Source organism: Afipia sp. GAS231 (assembly GCF_900103365.1).
Classification (GTDB): domain Bacteria; phylum Pseudomonadota; class Alphaproteobacteria; order Rhizobiales; family Xanthobacteraceae; genus Bradyrhizobium.
Window position 1 is genome coordinate 464,822 of sequence record NZ_LT629703.1, and the last position, 18,971, is coordinate 483,792.

The window sequence follows — 18,971 nt, forward strand, 5'->3', positions numbered from 1 at the left end:
CCGTCGTATCCTCGGTGATTTTGGTTCAAGGGATCTGGTTTGCACGGGCCGGGCTCGGCTCGAGCGCATGTAAATGTGACGATCACAACGAGGGCCGCTACAAAGAATGCGCGAGGCCGCGACGATATCCCTGGTTGCTTGTTTCTCGAATTTGCTCGCGGATCATGCCTGCCCCCACAGGCGAAGCGTCAGGCCAGCCATTCCCGTTTCGCAGCATCGCGGAAATCGGACGGCGTGGCACCGAACTGGCGACGGAACGCCCGATTGAAGTAGGAGACATCGCCGAAGCCATTTTCATGGGCGATCTGCGCGATGTTAAGATGGGCATAATACCGATCGACCAGCATTCGACGGGCCCCGATCAGGCGTTCAGCGAGGACGAACGAGGAAAACGACGAGCCCGCCTCCTCGAATAGTTTGCGCAGATAGCGAGATGAAATTCCGTGACTCGCAGCAATGTCATCCGCGGATAGATCGCCATGGCCAAGCCTGCCCAGGACGTCGGACCTGATCGCAGCGAGGCGCGCGGCCTTTGCGCCACGCTGTTTGGCGATATCGGCGCTGTCGCCGCGAGCACCAAGCGCGAGCGCGGCAAGATCGAAAATGTGCGTCGACACGCTATGCGCGATTTCGTGGTTCTCCAATTCATCGCCGACCTGGACGATGTCGAGATACCTGGTCAGGAGACGCAACGCTCGATTCTCGCTCGGAATCGGCCGGCCGAAGGCCGACGAAAGATTGGGAACAAGCGCGGCAATGGCCGGCCGCGACAAGCCGAGAGTGATGAAGCTGCCATCAGTATGCAAAGTGCTCGTCGAGGGAGTGTCAGAAGACAACACGCTGGCGCTGCCGACACCGCTTATCAGTTCCTTGCCGAATTGCGTGGCGCTGGCGGCGCCGCTCCGCAATATGCTGATGACGATGCCATCGCGGCCCCGCCCCACAAGCTCGCGCGTTACCCGGTAATGCGCCGGGGTTCGCGAGCCGACTGCAATGCGGAGGTCGGGCAGCAAGCTGAACGTGACATCGGCACGGAACGGCGCATCGCCGATCGGATCGATATCGACACTGCCAATCCCTCGCCCATAAATCTCGCGCCAGGTAGCGAGACGTTTTTTTTCGGGAATATCCTCAGTCGAAATCCGAACATGCCGAAACGGTTGCAGGTCCTGCATAGGCCCCCGGCCTGTAAGAGCAATCGTTGTTCTTGGTAGCACCCCGGCGGCTGCCGGTTCAAATGGCCGAGCGCCGGCGGCGTCGCCGCAGGATTCCCGATCATGCGCGAACGCCTGATCGATCAGTACGTCTCGTTCCGTATTGTCCTATCCAGCGTTCCGTTTGGGACAATGTCCCATGCGCGACCTGTGCCGATCGAGCCACAGGCTGAACCCAAGTAGCCAAGGGGCCGGATTGACCTACCGGCTGTTCCGGTCCGACCAAGACAGGTTCGCTTCCGCACCCGATAAGTCACAGCCAGACCGACCACTGGCTGAAAGAATCCCCATGCGAATTTCAACACTTATCGCTTCCATCGTTGCCGGTGGCACGATCCTTGGCATCGGTGTAGCGGCTGCCGCAGACTTGCCCCCGGCCGCCTATACCAAGGCGCCGCCGATCGTCGCGCCGGTCTATAATTGGACCGGGTTCTATGTCGGCGCAAATATGGGCTACGGAGCCGCCTCCGATCCGGTCAATATGTCGTTCAGTCGGGCCACAGACGGCGGCGAGCACCCCATGCTCGCGCCTTCCGGCTGGCTCGGCGGCGCTCAGCTCGGTTACAATTTTCAGGCGGGCCGTTGGGTGCTCGGTGTAGAGGGCGACATCCAGGCCAGTGCGCTTTCGCAATCGCCGACCTGTTTCGATTTTTGCGCTCCAGGGTTCACCTTCAAGGCGACGCAGGAACTGTCGTGGTTTGCGACCGCGCGTGGCCGCGTCGGCTATACGATGGGACCAGCCCTGATCTATGCAACGGGCGGCGCAGCGTTCACCAACGTGAAGACCTCACTCTCACAGGCTTCTTTCTTTCAGCCGGATGTCGTCAGTACTTTCAACGACGCCAGGACCGGATGGGCACTGGGCGGCGGCATCGAAGCCGCCCTCGGCGGACATTGGACCGCCAAGGTCGAATACCTCTACATGGATTTCGGCCGGATCAATCACACGCTCGTCGACCCCTTCAGATTTCAGAGTTCCCAGATATATGCGATCGATATTCACGAGCACGTCTTCCGCGTCGGCGTGAACTACCTGTTCAACGATCCGAGCCGGGGCGCCGGGGCGGGAAGTTTCGCAGGCGCATATGCGATGATGCCGCCGCCGGCCTACAACTGGACCGGCTTCTATGTCGGTGGCAATCTCGGAGCCGGCGTTGCGAACGGGCCCGGGGCGCTCGGCTTCGACAACGCGGTCTTCAATCAAACCAGTTTCGCCGCCCGTTCCCTGAATGGCGGCCTTCAGGCTGGTGCGAACTGGCAGACGCAAAATCTGGTTCTCGGCGTCGAAGGCGACATTCAGCTCAACGATCAACGCCAGAAGGATTGCTTCGACTTTTGTTTGCCGGCTCAAAGCATCGATCTCACAACCCGGCTTCCCTGGTTTGCGACCTTGCGCGGACGCATCGGCTACGGCTCGGGACCGCTATTGGTTTATGGCACGGCTGGTGCTGCGTTGGGGCGCGTGGAGACGAGTTATGTCGATCGCGACAATAACTTCGTGTTCGCGTCGGGTAATTTCGGCGAGGTCAAATCGGGTTGGACCGCGGGCGGCGGCATCGAGGCGGCGCTGTCGGAGCGCTGGACGGCGAAAGCCGAGTACCTCTATCTCGACCTCGGTGGCGTGGCGCGCAGCATGCCGAATCCGTTTGGTGGAAACGACCAATTTTCGACAACCGTCCACGATCACGTCATCCGCGTCGGCCTGAACTACAAGGTCGGCCCTTGATGGAGTCTAAAGGAGTTTAACAACGAGGCGCCGCGCAGCGCCGCCCAGCTGGCTCGAAATCCCGCAGAGGAGACCGCCACCGGCCGTGTTGGCTGTGCATTCGACCGTGTGTTGCTGTACGCAAAGGGCGGTACGCCAAGGGTGGTTCGGAACGCGTTTCAAACAAAACAACTTGCCGATGACTCCTGATCATCGGCTTCCCTTGTCGGGAATCGGGTGGGTTTGGGGGGCCGCTCCCCGGACAATGGCTGCCAACCGAATATTCAGGGAATCACCGCCATGTCCGCCGCCGAAACACCCCGCCTGCCCCCAACCTTCAACCGCCTGGCCTGGTCCAACCTCGCCGCCCAATCCGCCGAGCAGATTGCGCTGGCCGCGGCGCCCATCGTTGCGGTGCTGCTGCTTGGCGTCGGCGAAGGCCAGACCGGGCTATTGCAGACCGCGTTGACGCTGCCGTTCATCCTGTTCGCGATTCCCGCCGGCCTGCTCGCCGACCGGATTTCGCGGCGCGCCGTGATGGTGGGTTCGGAGGCGTTGCGCGCTGCCGCGCTCGCCGGAATCCTGCTGCTGCTCTGGCTCAACCTGATGACGCTGCCATTGTTGGCGCTGCTCGGCTTTGTCGCGGTCTGCGGCACCGTGGCCTACAGCGTCGCCGCGCCCGCTTTGGTGCCGTCGCTGGTCAATGCGCAACAATTGCCGGCCGCGAATGCGCGGATCGAGCTGGCGCGCACTGTGGCCTTTGCAAGCGGGCCTGCGCTGGGCGGCGTGCTGGTCGGATGGGTCGGGGCCGCGCCGGCGTTCGGCTTTGCAACGGCACTGTCCGTGATCGCTGTCGTGTTGCTGTCCGGCATCTACGAGCCGGCGCGTCAGCCTGTGCCACGGCGTCATCCGCTGCAGGAAATCAGGGAAGGCGCGGCCTTCGTGCTGCATCACCCGCTGCTGCGGCCGGTGTTCATCACCCAGTTCATCTTCAACACGGCCTCGTTCCTGCTGCTCGCCGTGTTCGTGCCCTATGCGGTGCGCCATCTCGGGCTTTCGGCGACCGGCGTCGGCACCACGCTGGCCATGTACGGCGTCGGCATGGTGGTCGGCGCGCTCTGCGCGACGCGGGTGATGAAGCGCCTCGCCTTCGGCACCGTGATAGGCCTCGGCCCGGTCACCGGCTTCGTTGCCGCTTGCGGGATGGCGCTGACCACGATCGTGCCGACGCCATGGCTGGCTGCCCTGAGCTTCTTCCTGCTCGGCGTCGGCCCGATCATGTGGGTGATCTCGACCACGACCTTGCGCCAGTCCGTGACGCCGCCGTCGCTGCTCGGGCGCGTCTCCGCCATCAACATCATGAGCTACGGCGCGAGGCCGCTCGGCTCGCTGCTTGCCGCCGTCGTCGGCGGCTTCTACGGCGCCGAGGCCTGCCTTTACCTCGCCGCCGCCATCTTCGCCTTGCAGGCGCTGGTGATCCTGCTGTCGCCGGCGGTGTCGCTGGCGCGGCAGCCGGACATGGTCGGTGATGGCCCGGCGGCGCTGCGGGCGTGTTGATGCGGACGTCTTCACAACGTCATGCCCGGGCTTGCCCCGGGCATCCACGACTTCCCTTTTGAATTGCGGAAAAGCACGTGGATGGCCGGGTCAAGCCCGGCCATGACGGACTGAATTCCGTCCATTTCTCTTCCCTAACCCGCTTTATATGATATACGTCATTTTATATCGAAGCGGGAACCCTTCCATGGCCGACCAGACCATCGCAATCGACGCCGCCCCTCGTCCGGAGGCCTCCTCCACCTTCGTGCAGATCGCGGTGCTGGCGGGCCTTGCCGCCACCGGCACGCTCGCGACCAACATCCTGCTGCCGTCGCTGCCGCAGATGGCGGCGTCGCTGAACGTCACGAGTGCCGCGGTTACTTCGGCGATCACCATCTTCCTCGCAGTATTCGCGCTCGGCCAGCTCGTGGTCGGACCGATCTCGGATCGCTACGGCCGTCGCTGGCCGGTGCTGATCGGATTCGCGGTGTTCTTTGCCGGCAGCGCCTGGTGCGGCCTTGCCACCGACCTGCCGGGCCTGTTGACCGGCCGCGTCATCCAGGCGGCCGGCGCCTGCGCCACGTCGGTGCTGTCGCGCGCCATTGCGCGGGATATGTTCTCCGGCGCGGCACTCGCCCGCGCGATGGCGCTGATCATGATTGCGATGGCGGCGGCGCCGGGCTTCTCGCCGCTGCTCGGCGGCGCGCTCGATCATTATTTTGGATGGCGTTCCGAATTCGCTTTGGTCGCCGCCTTTGCCGCGCTTGGCGCGCTGGCCTACAACACGGTGTTCGGCGAAACCCATCACGCAACGCGGACTCCGCTCGACCCGCTGGCGATTGCAAAGAACTACGCAAGCCTGATCACCGACCGGCGCTTTATCGTCCCGGCCACCACCGTCAGCCTGATCATGGGTGGCCTGTTCGCGATGTTCTCGGCCGCGCCGCGGGTGCTGATCGAGGCGATGCAGTTCACGCCCATTCAATTGGGTTTGTTTTTCGCCGGCACCGTGATGATCGTGTTCGCCGCCGGCATGCTCGCGACCAAGCTGGCGCCGCGCTACGGCCTCGACCGCTCGATCCGCGGCGGATTGTGGGCGGCGGCCGCAGGCGGCATCGCGATCCTCTCAGTTGCGCTGTACGCGCCTTCGTTCCTGCCGTTCCTCGTCGCGATGTGCGTGTTCCTGCTCGGCATGGGCATCGTCAATCCGCTCGGCACGGCGCAGGCGCTGTCGCCGTTCGGCGACCGGGCCGGCGCGGCATCGGCGCTGGTGGGCTTCTTCCAGATGATGTCGGCGGCGATCGGCGTCTGGCTGGCGGCGACGATTTCGCACCAGGCACTGTTTGCGCTCGGCGTCGTGCTGACGGTGTTTTCGCTGGTGGCGTTCGGGCTCTACACGCTGCGCGCCAAGGCGGCATAGCCGCCGGATCCGGTCAGGACTTGCGCCACGATCCGCCGTCGACTGAAACTTCTCGGCCATTCCGGTCGATCCCGCGGACGCTCAGCTTCTCGTCGTCGAACGACAACGTGTACTTCTGCTCGGCCAAGCCCGCGCCCAGGATCAGGCGGCGAAGCAGGAAGGTATGGTCGCTCGACCAGCTTCCCTTCGCCGCCGAAACGCCGGCCGGGGTCGTATCGCCCTTTTGATACCGCCCATCGAGTCCGATCGGACCGCCAACCTTGCGCGACGGCGCCGTCGGGTCGCGGTCAAAAAATTCCAGATCGATGCGCGGCTGCGAACCGGTCAGCGTCAGCGAGAGCGATTTCAAACCGAGGCCGTTGCCGGGAAAGGTGTAGATCTTTCCCGAGATCGCCGCCGCGGTCTCAGGCGTAGTGCCGACCTCGTTCGGCTTCTCCGTTGAAACTTCGCGGACCGCATTCGCCAGCAGGTTTGCGCCATCGGGTGACGGCGGCAATGCGGTGTCTGACTTCACCGCACCGGAGATCAAGTCTGTCACGACGCCGAACGGATAAAAGTCCCTGGCCGTCGTCACCGCTACCATGTCCAGCGCCGGAAACACCATGATGACCTGGCAATGGTAGCCGACTGCCATGTAGACGTTCCGGTCCGGCAGCGCCCAGAAGTAATTGGAATACCGGAACGCCGGCTCGAACCTCAGGTTCATGTTGATCGTGGCGTGGCTCGATTGTTCGACAAAGGCCGGCGGGAGCAATGTCTTGCCTTCCCATTGGCCGCTGCGCAGATAGAGGTAACCGATCTTGGCCATGTCGCGCGGCAACAGCGCCAGGCCATTGCCTCCGGTCGAGACGCCCTGCGGATCACGCCGCCAACGCCATTCGTCGATCCCGAGCGGGCCGAACAGCCGGGCCTTGGCAAAATCTTCGGCACTCATCCCCGTCAGCTTGGTCAGAATGGCCGAGAGCAGATGCGGATTGCCGCTGTTGTAGTTGAAGATATCCCCGGGCGCGTTCGACATCGGACGATCGAGAATGAATTTGGTCCAGTCCGGGCTGCGTTCCATTTGGAAAAACGTGACCGGCAGCCCGTCCGTCGGTTCGCGCCAATCGATTCCAGATGTCATGTCCAGCAAGTGCTGCACCGTTATCGCCTTCTTGCGATCATCGAAGACCTGGATGCCGTGCTCGGGAAAGAAGTCGAGCATCGGATGGTCCGTGCTGTCGAGCAGACCGTCCTTCATCGCCATTGCCGCCAGGGTGCCGATCACGGCCTTGGTGGCGGAGTTGATGATGTGCGGAATGTCGGCGCTATACGGCGCATAATAGGTGTCCAGCACGATCTTGCCATGCCGCGCGATCAGCAGGCTGTCAAAGCTGCGGCCGGTACCGTACGCGACCAGTTTGGCCAACGACGCCGAATCCATGCCCTGCTCTTCCGGCGTGGACGTCTGCCATCCCTTGGTCGGCCAGACCGCCTCTGCGCTGCCTTGGGATTTGTCGGGAGATTTCTCTTGCGGTTTTTCCTGAGCGGAAGCGCCACAGATCGACGCCGTCAGCATGATCGTGCCGAGCACGATCCCCAGACCGGAAACGCGAGGACTTTTCATCGACGCCTCATCGAGAGTTACGTCTGGGCCGATTCGAGCATCGGCCCGGCCGCAAGTGATGCTCAGCCAGGTTGCTTCGCGCAATTTATGCATTACATCGCACGGCGGGAGTTAAGTAAAATTACAAGTCCGCAACATATCGGGGGTTTCTCAAACCCGGGTGGACGACAAATCAAAGCCCCCTGAAAGTCTTTCTCCCGCACTGCGGTCATGGTGTCAGCATTCTCGCTCCGGCGAGTCCCAAACAGGATGACAAGCCATGACCATGATTACCAACATTCCCGGCTCTGCCGCGACCGTTCCGATAGCCCGCAAGTTCGCCGCCTATCTCGGCAATCGCATCAACCACTGGCTGGCGGCCTGGATCGCCCGCACAGAGCGCGAGGCCGCGCGAAAAATGCTGCTCAGCTTCAGTGACCGGCAACTGCGCGATATCGGCCTGTGCCGCTCGCAGATCGAGCACGCCTTGGACAATCCGTACCAGCTAGACTGAGCGCTCGCCCACCGGCAAGAGTTTTGTTTTGACGCGTTTTCTTTACGCGAACCGGCGGCCACCCCCGGATCAAGTCCGAGAGCATGCTTCGCTTGAAAACGCTTTAGCAAAAGGGCCTGCCTTGCGGCAGGCCCTTCGCTTTGTGGGTGACATTTCCGCGCTGTTTGCCGCCATCTCAGGCGGCCTTTGAGAGCCCCTCTACATCGGCCAACGCCTGGTCGAGGTCGGCCAGGATGTCGTCGATATGTTCGATGCCGATCGAGAGCCTGACATAACCCGGCGTCACGCCGGTCATGCCCTGCTCCTCGGGCGAGAGCTGGGAATGCGTTGTCGAGGCCGGGTGGATCGCAAGGCTGCGGGCGTCGCCGATGTTGGCAACGTGATAGAACATCTTCAGCCCGTCGATGAAGCGGCGGCCGGCATCCATGCCGCCCTTCAGTTCAAACCCCAGCAGCGCGCCGTAGCCGCGCGACAGCATGGCGTCCGCACGCCGCTTTGCCTCACCGGTCATGAGCGAGGGATGGATCACCTTGGTGATCCCAGGATGTTTGGCAAGGTGTTTGGCCACGGCATTGGCATTCTCGCAGTGAACCCGCATCCGCAACGGCAGCGTCTCCAGTCCCTGGATGAACATGAAGGCGTTGAACGGCGACATCGGCGCGCCGACGTCGCGCAGCAGGGTGACGCGGGCCTTGATGATGTAGGCAACCGGCCCCAGCGGTTTCACGGCCTCGGTCCAGACCGCGCCGTGGTAGCTCGGATCGGGTGTATTGAGCATCGGGAAGCGATCCTTGTGCTTCGCCCAATCGAAATTGCCGCCGTCGATGATGATGCCGCCGATCGAAGTGCCGTGGCCGCCGATATATTTGGTGGTCGAATGCACGACGATCGCAGCGCCATGGTCGAGCGGCCGGCACAGCACGGGAGCCGCCGTGTTGTCCATGATCAGGGGCACGCCGAGCTCGCGGCCGATCTTCGCCACCTCAGCGATCGGAAACACCGTGAGCTTCGGGTTTGGAAGCGTCTCGGCGTAGTAGCAGCGCGTGCGCGCGTCGGTCGCCCGGCGGAAATTCTCGGGGTCGGACGGATCGACAAAGCGGCACTCGATGCCCATCGTCTTCAAGGTGTTCGCAAACAGGTTCCAGGTGCCGCCGTAAAGATCGGTGGCCGCGACGAAATTGTCGCCGGCGTGGCAGATGTTCTGCACCGCAAACAGCGAGGCCGCCTGCCCGGACCCGAGCGCGAGACCCGCGACACCGCCTTCGAGCGCGGCCAGCCGCGTCTCCAGCGCGTCGCAGGTGGGATTGCCGATCCGGCTGTAGATGTTGCCCATCTCCGCCAGGGCGAACAGGTTGGAGGCGTGCGCGGTATCGCGGAATTCGAAACTGGTGGTCTGGTAGATCGGAACCGCGACCGCTGTCGTGGTGGGGTCGCTGCGATAGCCGGAATGCAGGACGAGCGTCTCCGGATGCTTGCTGTTGGTCGGCATGTTGGTCCTCTCTGATGTTACGGACTTCGTTCAACGTCGTTGTAGACGGGCCGCCGGCCACGCGATGGCGGCCGGCGCCCATGACGCGTCAGGACGCTTGACGCGTCAGGACTTTTCTTCCGCGACCCGGTCGGACACCGCGCGCCGCTCGAACCGAAGCGGCGGTTCCCCGAGGTCGATTTGATTGAGTCCGAGCGAGAGCCCGGCAAGTTCATCGGCCCGTGCAATGTGCTTCGCAATCTCCGGGTTGATCACGGATGCATGCGATATCGCCAGCATGTGGCCGGCTTCGGGCAGATGCCTGACCTCGGCGCCTTCCACGATCGCGGCAAGACGCCGCACGATGCGCTGGGTGAAATACGGCGACGTGCCGCCCGAAAACAGCAGCGTCGGGACGCGAAGCGAGGCCGCGGCAATGGTGAGGTTTTCTTCCGCCAGCGCCGCCGAAAAATCGAAGGCCAGCTTGTCCGCGCGCTCGATCATCCGCAACCGCGTGGTCGCCGGCAGCGGATCCTGCGGTCCGGACCCGTTCCAGAACTCGACAAACTGGTCGATCGCTTCCAGCACCGATCCGTTCCAGAGGTTTTCGGAAACGTCCCGCGCCAGCTGCGCGAAACGCGCATGAAGCCGCCGGTCCGAGTCGGTCTCGCGCAGCAGCGTCGGCAGCACCGGCTCGATCAGGGTCAGGCTGCGGACGCGGTGCGCGTAGGCCGGGTCGGTGGCGATCTTGAAGGCGATGGCACCGCCGTAGGAATGGCCGACGAGATGGAACGGCCCGGCCGCATCATTGAGATGACCGCTCACGCACCTGACCTCTTCCGCCAGCGTCAGCGGCAGATCCAGCGCCCAGGTGTTGGTGCCGTAGCCGGAAATATCCGGGGCGATGAACTGGTGGCTGCGCCCGAGTTCGTCGGCCAGCTTGCTCCATTGCCGTCCCGAACCGAGCGAGCAATGCAGCGCCACCACAGTTGTTTTGGCGGCGGTTTTGGAGGGCTTGGCGAAAGAAGCATGTATCACTGATGTCATCGAAGTATTCCTGATTGTAGATCGGCGCTGACGAGGGCTTGGCGGTACGACGCCGCTCCCGACCCGGACCGCATCACGGTCCGGATCGAGAGACGTTGATCGCTATTCCCGCGCTCAACGCTTGGTGATGACGACCTCGAGATATTCGCTCGGCACCACCATGGTGGCGTCGCCGGAACGGTTCATGCGCACGATCAGCGCGTGCAGGTCGTTGTGCAGTTCTTCCTGTTTTGCAGGCTCAAGGGCTGCGAACGCCTTCAGCACCGGGCCGTAATAATTCTTGAACACGTCAAGGAAGTGCGCCGGCGAACGGTAGCGAAAATTGAACAGCCGCGATTCCGCCTTGATCGACTGCGCCCCCGCGTCGAACATTTCGGTCAGGCGCGCGCGCGTGCCCCACAGCGCCGGCGACTTGGTGCCGGCCGCCGGCGGCAAATATTTACCCAGTATCTTGAAGACCTGCCCGATGAACCCATCCGGCGTCCAGTTTGCGAGGCCAATCTGCCCTTTCGGCCTGCACACGCGCATCAGCTCGGCCGCGGCCCGGTCCTGGTTCGGTGTGAACATGACGCCGAAAGTGGAGACCACCGTATCGAAGCTGTTGTCGTCGAACGGCAGGTTCTCGGCGTCGGCCTCCTCGAAGGCGATCGTCATGCCTTCCGCGGTCGCACGCGCGCGGCCGCGATCAAGCAAGGCCGGCACATAGTCGGTCGAGGTGACGTCGCACCAGCGCCGCGCCGCAGCGAGGCTCATCATCCCGTTGCCGGCGGCGACATCGAGCACCTTCGAGCCGGACTTGAGATCGAGCGCCTCGCAGAGCTGCTCGCCGACGATCTGCAAGGTCGAGCCGACGATGGCGTAGTTGCCCGACGACCACGCGACCTGTTGTCGCGTCTTGAGCGCGACCAGATCGGGGGCGGGATTCGAGGATTGTGTGCCGGATTGGGTCGCTGCTGCGGATGCCGGGCTGGCCATCGGGATCTCCCTATCGGTCGCGAGAGCGGCTACGGGGGCAACCGCGATGAACCGAACATGGCCCTGCGCAGACATAAAGACTCTGACTCCGCGCTGATTTCACCTTGAGAACATCGTGATTTTTCAGCGAGACGCCCCTTTCTGTGAGATTTCGCACTCTCAGTGCGGGTTTGGCGGCGTACATCCGGATCCAGACGTTACGGCAGGACCATTGGGATGAAACACGTGCGATTTTGCTTTGCCGAACATGTGCTCGATGTCGACCTGCGGGAATTGACCCGCGCTGGCGAAGGCATTGCCGTTGAACCGCAGGTATTCGACCTCCTGATCTATCTGGTGGAGAACCGCGAGCGGGTCGTCAGCAAGGACGATCTGATCGAAAGCATCTGGGACGGCCGTATCGTCTCCGAATCGACGTTGACCAGCCGAATCAACGCCGCCCGCAGGGCGGTCGGCGACAGCGGCAAGAACCAGGCCGTGATCCGGACCATCCCGCGCAAGGGCTTCCGCTTCGTCGGCGACGTGCAGGTGCACCAGGACGGCGCGGAAGCAGGCATCGGCCGGACGCCGACGTCGGAACAGCCCGGCCAGACAGCCCACCGGCAACTGCCGGCGCTCGATCGCACCGCCATCGCCGTGCTGCCGTTCGTCAACATCAGCGGCGAACCCGAGCAGGAATATTTTTCGGAAGGCATCTCCGAGGACATCATCACGGCGCTGTCGAAGCTGCGCTGGTTCTATGTGATCGCCCGCAACTCGTCCTTCATCTACCGGGGCAAGTCGGTCCATCACCGGCAGATCGGCGAGGAACTCGGCGTCGGTTATGTCGTCGAAGGCAGCGTGCGCAAGGACGGCGATCAGGTGCGCATCACGGCCCAGCTCGTCGACGTCGTCACCGGCAGCCACCTGTGGGCGGAGCGCTACGACCGCGGCCTCGCCGACGTCTTCGCCGTGCAGGACGAAATCACCCAGGCCGTGGTGGCGGCGATCGAACCGCAACTATACGCCGCCGAGGAATTTCACGCTCGCCGCAAGGCGCCCGACAATATGGACGCCTGGGATCTGGTGATGCGCGCGCTGTCGCATTACTGGCGCGTGACGCGGCAGGACAATTTGGTGGCGCAGGCGCTGCTCGAAAAGGCCATCACGGTCGATCCCGGCTACGGCCAGGCGCTCAGCCTGCTGGCGTCCTGCCATACGTTCTCGGCCCATATGGGCTGGGAAGAGATGCCGAAGGCGGTCCCGGCTGCGGAACGCGCGGCACTGGCGGCGATCCGCGCCGACAGCGAGGACGCCTGGGCGCATTTTGCGCTGGCCAGCGTCTATATGTTCACGCGTCGCTTCGACGACTCCATCGCCGAGTTCGAACTGGCGCTGCGGCTGAACCCCAATTTCTCGCCGGCCCGCGGCCTCTACGGCGTCGCCCTTGCCTATCGGGGGCGCTGGGAGGACGGTGATCGCACCGCACGCCAGGCGCTGAGATTCAGTCCACGCGACCCGTTCGCCGCGGTTTATTGTGGCGTCGCCGCCTATTGCCAGTATGTCGGCCGCAATTACGACGAAGCGATCCGCCTGGCCCGCGAAGGATTGCGGCAACGAAGCGATTTTTCCGGCGCCCACCGGGTGCTGACCGCAGCCGCAGGAATGGCGGGTCGGCGCGATGTCGCGAAAGCGGCGTTGCAGGAACTTCGCCGCGCGCAGCCCGATATTTCGCTGACCTGGCTCGCCAGCCAGATGCCGTTCGAACACGCCGCCGAACGCGAGCATTATGTCGAGGGGTTCCGGCGCGCCGGGCTCACTTAGCACCCGTAGGGTGGGCAAAGGCGCGTTTGCGCCGTGCCCACCCTCAATCCCCTCATCTTCCGAATGGTGGGCACGTGAAGCCGGTCATCGGGCGCGCGTTCGCGCGACCCGGTGGCTTTGCCCACCCTACGGGGCCAAAACCGGCTATGCTCCTTGTCCATCGCAGGACAAGGATGCGCATGAGGCAACTGCTTTGCCCCCACTGTCGGACCGCCACGTTCTTTGAGCTGGAGCAGTGTCCGACCTGCGAGACACCGCTGGCTTTCAATCTGAAGCGCCTTGCATTCGACGCCTTGAAATCGGCGGTGCCGTGCGCCAACCGCACCTTGATCGGCTGCAACTGGTCGGTCGATGACGGCCATCCGTTTTGCGATTCCTGCCGCCTGACGCGCACGATTCCCAATCTGGGATCGAACCGCAACGTGATGCTGTGGAAGCGGGTCGAGACCGCGAAGCGACGTCTGGTCTACGACCTCGCCCGCCTCGGCCTGCCGCTTGCGGTTCCCTCCGGACAACAGATCTGCTTCGACATCCTGTCGGACGAGACCGCAGGGTTTCCGATTCTGACCGGACACCTTGCCGGCCTGATCACGCTCAGCCTCGCGGAGGCCGACGACGCCGAACGCGAAAGCCGACGCGTGGCGTTTCGCGAGCCGTACCGGACGCTGCTCGGCCATTTCCGCCACGAGGTCGGGCATTTCTACTGGGAAGTGCTGGTCGACGGAACCAACCTGCAAAGCGCATTCCGGCTGATCTTCGGCGACGAGTCCGCAAGCTACGAGGCCGCATTGAAGGCCTATCACGCGCGAACCAATCGCTCCTACGACCGGGCTGCGTTCATCAGCGAATACGCGACCTCGCACCCCTGGGAGGATTGGGCGGAGACGTTTGCGCATTTCCTGCATATCGTGGCGACGCTGGATTCCGCCGCGGCGCTTCCTTTGTCGCTCGACGCGCGTTCACGCCAGACCCTGGAAGATCCGTATCTGGAAGCGGACTTCGAGGCGTTGCTGACGTCGTGGAGCCCGGTTGCCTACAGCATCAACGAACTCAACCGCTCGATGGGCCTCAACGACGCCTATCCGTTCCAGTTGACACCGGCCGTCCGCGGCAAGCTGCATTTGGTCCATATGGCGATCCTCAACTTCAGGCAGCAGGCCGAACCGGTTGCGGAAACCGAATCGATCGGGATCGGCCAAAGCTAAGGCCGCATGAAGTTGAAATCGGTGTCGGGATCGCAATTGTCGGCAATGAAGCGGAGCTCCGACTGGACGTCGCCAACCGCCCTGCTCTCGAGATATTTCGAGACAACGAGGCTGAGCAGCGCGCGGCAGAGGCTATCCGCGTCCTGCCCCGCACTCTCCGCTTCCGCGACGGCTGAGGAAAAATGACGATGTGCGATCTCGGATGCAGACATGCTGACTTCCTTCCATTCGAACTTGTTGTGTCACGGCAATCCGCGAGCTGCCTTTGATCTCGCTCAAGGCGCCAGGTATCGCTCGTATTTCCCGGCCACGACCTCATCGGCGACAATGTCCGGATCGAGCGTGTAAAGTTCCTGCGCGCGGCTGATGCCGCGCAGCGCGAAGCGGCCGGTCGATACCAGGTAGTTGCGCCCCGCGGCATCCAGCCCGCCGCGGAACGCCGACGACATCAGCAATTCCCGCTCGACCGAGCGGCACATCGAGGCGATGCGGCTGACTTCGTTGACGGCGGGTCCGACCACGGTGAAATCAAGCCGGTCCTCGCTGCCGATGTTGCCGTAAAACACCTCGCCGACATGCAGGCCGACATGGGCCGTCGTCACCGGCCGCTGGTCCGCCGCGCGGCGGCTGTTGAGCGCGCGCATGTTGCGGCGAAAGCGGTGTTCGGCGCGCAGCGCCGCGCGCTTGGCGACCGCGAGATTCTCGTGGGTGAACATGCCGAGCACGCCGTCGCCGATCAGCTTCAGCACCTCGCCGCCGGCCTCGTGGATGGCGTCGATCGAGGCCTGCGCGTAATCGTTGAGGAACGGGATGATCTCGGACGGCTCCATGCCCTCGCTGATCGCCGTCGAACCGCGCAAATCGGAAAACCACAGCACCGCATTGATGCGCTCGGTGACGCCGCGCATGATCCGCCCGCGCAGCACCTGCTCGGAGGCGTCGCGACCGAGATAGACCCGGCCCAGCGTCTTGGCGATGTCGGCTTGGGCTGCGGATTTGATCGCGAGCCCCAGCACCGGCACCAGGTCGCGCAGCGCCGCCATCCCCTGCTCGCCAAATCCGTCGCCGCGCCGCGTGGTCCAGTAGGAATAGACGCAGTCCATCTGCCCCATGGTGCCGGCCTCGCCGAAGTGGTGGACATAGGACACGAAATGCTTGTGTCCCTTGGCCGCGAGGTCGTCGATCATCCCGAAATTCTGCGCAGCCCCTTGGGCGAGATCGAGCGCCAGTTCGCTCTGGCCGTTTTCGAGCATGTGATAGAACACGCTCCGCCGCCAGTTCTGCGCATTGTCGCCCTGCTCGGTCGATCCGTATTCGAACGCGTCGCTCTCGTTGGTCGCGGTGTCGTTCCAGCGAAACCCGCGGCCTTCGAAGATCGGGTGCAAGGTGTCGATGAAGACCATCGCGCGCGACACGTCGAGACCCCCGGCGCGGCAGCGCTCGCAGAAGCCGCGGATCAGATCGTTTTCGGGCAGACCTTCAAGGCCCTGGCTGACCAGCCAGTTCATCAGTTGCAGGCGGGAGTTAAGTTCCATACGCCATTATGCCGCGCAATCGCTGCGAGTAAAAGGCTACGCCAGCTTCAGGGTTTCGGGCGTATGACCGCCTCGCCGTCCTCCTTGACGAAGCTGGCGACGGGCCGGTCGAGCAGATCGAGCACCAGCTCCGACGGCCGGCAAACCCGAACACCCTTCGCGGTCACCACGATCGGCCGCTGGATCAGGATCGGATGCGCGAGCATGAAATCGATCAGTTCCTCGTCGGTCCATTTGGGATCGGCGAGTCCGAGCTCCGCATAGGGCGTGCCCTTCTCGCGCAACAGTTCGCGCGCCGAGATGCCCATCGCCTGGATCAATTCGACCAGCCGGGCGCGGCTCGGCGGATTTTTCACGTATTCGATGACCTCGGGCTGACAGCCGCTCTCACAGATCATCGCCAGCGTGTTGCGCGAAGTGCCGCAGGCGGGATTGTGATAGATCGTGACGCTCATGAGCGAGCCTCCTTCGTGATTGCCTCGCCGCCGCTATGCAGCAGCCAGCCCATGAAGATCATGGCGGCGACGGCGCCGAAAATCTCGGCCCCGATGAAGCCGGGAAGATCTGCGGGCCGAATGCCGGAAAAGGTATTGGTCATCGATCGCGCGATGGCAACGGCTGGGTTGGCAAACGAGGTCGACGCGGTAAACCAATAGGCCGCCGTGATGTAAAGGCCCACCAGCCACGGCACCGCTGACCGGTTGAACCGGATGCCGGCCAAAATGGTCGCGACCAGCCCGAACGCCGCGACGGCTTCGGCAAACCATTGCCCGCCGCCGGTTCGCACCTTTAGCGAGGCATCGACCAGCGGCAGCGCGAACATCGCGTGCGCCATCACGGTTCCGACGATGCCGCCGGCGACCTGCGCCGCGACATAGAGCAGCGCGTCGCGCGGCGCCAGTTCGCGTTTCAGGGCAAATACCAGCGATACCGCCGGATTGAAATGCGCGCCCGAAATCGGACCGAGAATGGTAATCAGCACCACCAGGATCGCGCCGGTCGGCAACGTATTGCCGAGCAGCGCCAGCGCGACATCCTTGGTCAGGCCTTCGGCCATGATGCCGGAGCCGACAACGGTCGCCACCAGGAGCGCGGTGCCGAGCGCTTCGGCCGCAAGGCGGCGTGGCAGGTCGAAGTCCGGCACCTCAGGAATCGCAGCAGGCTGACGCGGACGCAGCAGATGCGGCTTGCGGAACGCAACAAGCGCTCTGCTTTTCGTGCGCCACCCGCACCGCCCGCTCGCCGCTACCGTCGCCGTAATCGGTGCTTTCGCCGGTCGTCAGAAAGGTCTCCCATGCGATCCCCGCGGGATCGTCGATCCAAGACTTCTCGGATTTGGCATAGCAGCACGCGGTGGCGCCCTGCTCGACGACTTCGCCGCCGGCCTTGTGAAGGCGGGCATAGACTTCCTGCAGTTCGCCGGAATTCTCGACCTGAATGCCGAGGTGATCGAGGCCCGGCTGCCGCCCCCGCGTCGAGATGGCGAAATTGACCCGGGGATCTTCCAGCATCCACTTGGCGTAATCGGCTTTGACCACGGCAGGCTCGGCTGCGAACAGCGCCGAATAGAATCCGATCGATCGCGGCAGGTCTTCGACCGCCATGTGAATGTGAAGGCGCTTCATGACATTCCCCCTCAGGCCGTAGCCTTGACGCGTTTGCCGCGCGCGGGCTTGCACCATGCGACGGGCGCGCAGAGATCGGCGCGACCGCCACAACAATCTTCCACCATGAACGACGTCAGGCGCTGAAACGCCGCCAGATTGGCCCGGTAAATGATGGAACGGCTCTTCCGCTCGCTCAAGACCAACTCCGCGCGCGACAGCACCGCCAGATGCGACGACATCGTGTTCTGCGGCACGGCGAGCGCCTTGGCGATGTCGCCGGCCGCCAGACCGTCCGGCTCATGCTTCACCAATAGCCTGAAGACATCCAGGCGGGTGGATTGGGCCAGCGCGGCCAGCGCGAGAATGGCGTCTTCCGATTCCATATATCTAGACTTATGGATATATGGAGCGCCCGTCAAGCGCCGATAGCAAATCCGGTTGAACGGGCACCGAACGCCGCGGCTACGGCTCCAAGCTTCGTTTCGATTCAGGCCGCCGAATATCGAGAATATCCAGCACCGGACAATCCGGTGCCGTCTTGCCGGAACAGCGTGCCACGGTCCTGGAAAGCAGTCGTTCCATCCTGGTCAAGTCATCGAGCTTGGCGCGGATGTCCTCAAGATGATGCGCGGCGATCTCGCGTACTTCGCGGCACGAGGCTTTTTCAGGCCCGCCAAGCCGCAGCAACGCGCGGATATCCTCAAGCGAAAACCCGAGTTCGCGCGAGCGCCGGATGAAAGCCAGCATTCGGAGGTCGGTTGCGCCATAGACCCGCCGGCCGTTCGCCGTTCGGGTCGGCGGGGGAAGCATCGCCACCCGCTCGTAGTAGCGGATGGTTTCGATCTTCACGCCACTGCGTTTCGACAGTTCCCCGATCGGCAGACTCTCGGCTCGCGAAGACGTGATGGCGCGCATGAAACAGTCCTTGATCCTGTAGTCGCTACAGGATGCATCCTATACCCCATGGCACGCGATCAAGACCATCACATTGGCGACATGCGGCATCAGCCGGGGCTCGTGGCAGCGGGCGGCCTTCTCGGCGCGCTTGCGGCCTCGTCGTGCTGCATCTTGCCCCTCGTCCTGTTTAGCCTGGGCGTGAGCGGCGCGTGGATCGGCAACTTCACGCGGCTTGCGCCGTATCAGCCGTGGTTCATTGCGGCCACAATGGCGTTCCTGGGCTACGGTTACTGGCTGGTCTATCGATCCACGCGGGTTGCCTGTGCCGAGGGCAAATCCTGCGCGCGACCGCTGTCAAACCGGATCGTCAAGACCGGACTCATCCTGGCGACGATCCTCGTCTTCATCGCACTGGGCTTCGATTTCATCGCCCCCCTGCTCCTCAATCCGTGAACGG

19 protein-coding genes are annotated in these 18,971 nt (G+C 63.5%); 7 read left to right on the plus strand and 12 right to left on the minus strand.

What is annotated here, in order from left to right:
• Positions 1-188: 188 nt before the first annotated feature.
• On the minus strand, positions 189-1,175 hold the full coding sequence (locus BLS26_RS02215) for an AraC family transcriptional regulator (RefSeq protein WP_092508029.1): 987 nt from the start codon (positions 1,173-1,175) through the stop codon (positions 189-191).
• Between the two features lie 235 nt (positions 1,176-1,410).
• On the opposite strand from BLS26_RS02215, the gene BLS26_RS02220 reads away from it, so the two are divergent.
• From BLS26_RS02220 to BLS26_RS02230, 3 genes are all read left to right on the plus strand, one after another.
• Positions 1,411-2,940: an outer membrane protein gene (locus BLS26_RS02220; RefSeq protein ID WP_172804529.1), complete on the plus strand. Its 1,530-nt coding sequence runs from the start codon at positions 1,411-1,413 to the stop codon at positions 2,938-2,940.
• Between the two features lie 279 nt (positions 2,941-3,219).
• Complete coding sequence (locus BLS26_RS02225; protein WP_092508033.1) at positions 3,220-4,476, plus strand: MFS transporter; 1,257 nt, start codon at positions 3,220-3,222, stop codon at positions 4,474-4,476.
• Positions 4,477-4,663: 187 nt separating this feature from the next.
• Complete coding sequence (locus BLS26_RS02230; RefSeq protein WP_092508035.1) at positions 4,664-5,878, plus strand: multidrug effflux MFS transporter; 1,215 nt, start codon at positions 4,664-4,666, stop codon at positions 5,876-5,878.
• A 13-nt stretch (positions 5,879-5,891) separates the two neighbouring features.
• Here the strand turns inward: BLS26_RS02230 and BLS26_RS02235 are convergent, their stop codons facing one another.
• Positions 5,892-7,484, minus strand: coding sequence for a serine hydrolase (locus BLS26_RS02235; protein WP_157676258.1), 1,593 nt, complete (start codon positions 7,482-7,484; stop codon positions 5,892-5,894).
• Positions 7,485-7,743: 259 nt separating this feature from the next.
• Here BLS26_RS02235 and BLS26_RS02240 point away from each other — a divergent pair, with 259 nt between their 5' ends.
• Positions 7,744-7,977 carry a DUF1127 domain-containing protein gene (locus BLS26_RS02240; protein WP_092508039.1) on the plus strand — a complete coding sequence of 78 codons (234 nt, stop codon included), beginning with the start codon at positions 7,744-7,746 and terminating at the stop codon, positions 7,975-7,977.
• Positions 7,978-8,152: 175 nt separating this feature from the next.
• Here BLS26_RS02240 and BLS26_RS02245 read toward each other — a convergent pair whose 3' ends face one another.
• The 3 genes from BLS26_RS02245 to BLS26_RS02255 form a co-directional block, all read right to left on the minus strand.
• Positions 8,153-9,466: an O-acetylhomoserine aminocarboxypropyltransferase/cysteine synthase family protein gene (locus tag BLS26_RS02245; RefSeq protein WP_092508041.1), complete on the minus strand. Its 1,314-nt coding sequence runs from the start codon at positions 9,464-9,466 to the stop codon at positions 8,153-8,155.
• Positions 9,467-9,571: 105 nt separating this feature from the next.
• Positions 9,572-10,492: an alpha/beta fold hydrolase gene (locus BLS26_RS02250; RefSeq protein ID WP_092508043.1), complete on the minus strand. Its 921-nt coding sequence runs from the start codon at positions 10,490-10,492 to the stop codon at positions 9,572-9,574.
• A 114-nt stretch (positions 10,493-10,606) separates the two neighbouring features.
• Positions 10,607-11,467, minus strand: a complete 861-nt coding sequence (locus BLS26_RS02255) for a class I SAM-dependent methyltransferase (protein WP_092508045.1) — start codon at positions 11,465-11,467, stop codon at positions 10,607-10,609.
• A gap of 225 nt (positions 11,468-11,692) precedes the next feature.
• On the opposite strand from BLS26_RS02255, the gene BLS26_RS02260 reads away from it, so the two are divergent.
• Together BLS26_RS02260 and BLS26_RS02265 are read left to right on the plus strand one after the other, a co-directional pair.
• A complete protein-coding gene (locus BLS26_RS02260) occupies positions 11,693-13,270 on the plus strand; it encodes a winged helix-turn-helix domain-containing protein (protein WP_092517529.1) in 1,578 nt (525 codons plus the stop codon).
• Between the two features lie 179 nt (positions 13,271-13,449).
• The gene (locus BLS26_RS02265; protein WP_092517530.1) at positions 13,450-14,475 is read left to right on the plus strand and encodes a putative zinc-binding metallopeptidase; all 1,026 of its coding nucleotides are present in this window, start codon (positions 13,450-13,452) and stop codon (positions 14,473-14,475) included.
• Here BLS26_RS02265 and BLS26_RS02270 read toward each other — a convergent pair.
• From BLS26_RS02270 to BLS26_RS02300, 7 genes are all read right to left on the minus strand, one after another.
• Positions 14,472-14,687: a hypothetical protein gene (locus tag BLS26_RS02270; RefSeq protein ID WP_092508047.1), complete on the minus strand. Its 216-nt coding sequence runs from the start codon at positions 14,685-14,687 to the stop codon at positions 14,472-14,474. The two genes, BLS26_RS02265 and BLS26_RS02270, sit on opposite strands and share 4 nt — an antisense overlap.
• A gap of 63 nt (positions 14,688-14,750) precedes the next feature.
• Positions 14,751-16,010, minus strand: a complete 1,260-nt coding sequence (locus BLS26_RS02275; RefSeq protein ID WP_092508049.1) for an adenylate/guanylate cyclase domain-containing protein — start codon at positions 16,008-16,010, stop codon at positions 14,751-14,753.
• 47 nt (positions 16,011-16,057) lie between these two features.
• Positions 16,058-16,465, minus strand: a complete 408-nt coding sequence (gene arsC, locus BLS26_RS02280; RefSeq protein WP_092508051.1) for an arsenate reductase (glutaredoxin) — start codon at positions 16,463-16,465, stop codon at positions 16,058-16,060.
• Positions 16,462-17,154: an MIP/aquaporin family protein gene (locus tag BLS26_RS02285; protein WP_092508053.1), complete on the minus strand. Its 693-nt coding sequence runs from the start codon at positions 17,152-17,154 to the stop codon at positions 16,462-16,464. Before BLS26_RS02285 ends, arsC begins: the two co-directional genes overlap by 4 nt.
• Position 17,155: 1 nt before the next feature.
• Positions 17,156-17,635, minus strand: a complete 480-nt coding sequence (locus BLS26_RS02290; protein WP_092508055.1) for an ArsI/CadI family heavy metal resistance metalloenzyme — start codon at positions 17,633-17,635, stop codon at positions 17,156-17,158.
• 11 nt (positions 17,636-17,646) lie between these two features.
• Positions 17,647-18,000 (minus strand): helix-turn-helix transcriptional regulator, encoded by a 354-nt coding sequence (locus tag BLS26_RS02295; protein WP_092508057.1) that lies wholly within the window; start codon positions 17,998-18,000, stop codon positions 17,647-17,649.
• Between the two features lie 79 nt (positions 18,001-18,079).
• Positions 18,080-18,532: a helix-turn-helix domain-containing protein gene (locus BLS26_RS02300; RefSeq protein ID WP_092508059.1), complete on the minus strand. Its 453-nt coding sequence runs from the start codon at positions 18,530-18,532 to the stop codon at positions 18,080-18,082.
• A gap of 48 nt (positions 18,533-18,580) precedes the next feature.
• On the opposite strand from BLS26_RS02300, the gene BLS26_RS02305 reads away from it, so the two are divergent.
• Positions 18,581-18,967: a mercuric transporter MerT family protein gene (locus BLS26_RS02305; protein ID WP_092508061.1), complete on the plus strand. Its 387-nt coding sequence runs from the start codon at positions 18,581-18,583 to the stop codon at positions 18,965-18,967.
• The last annotated feature ends 4 nt before the right edge of the window (positions 18,968-18,971 follow it).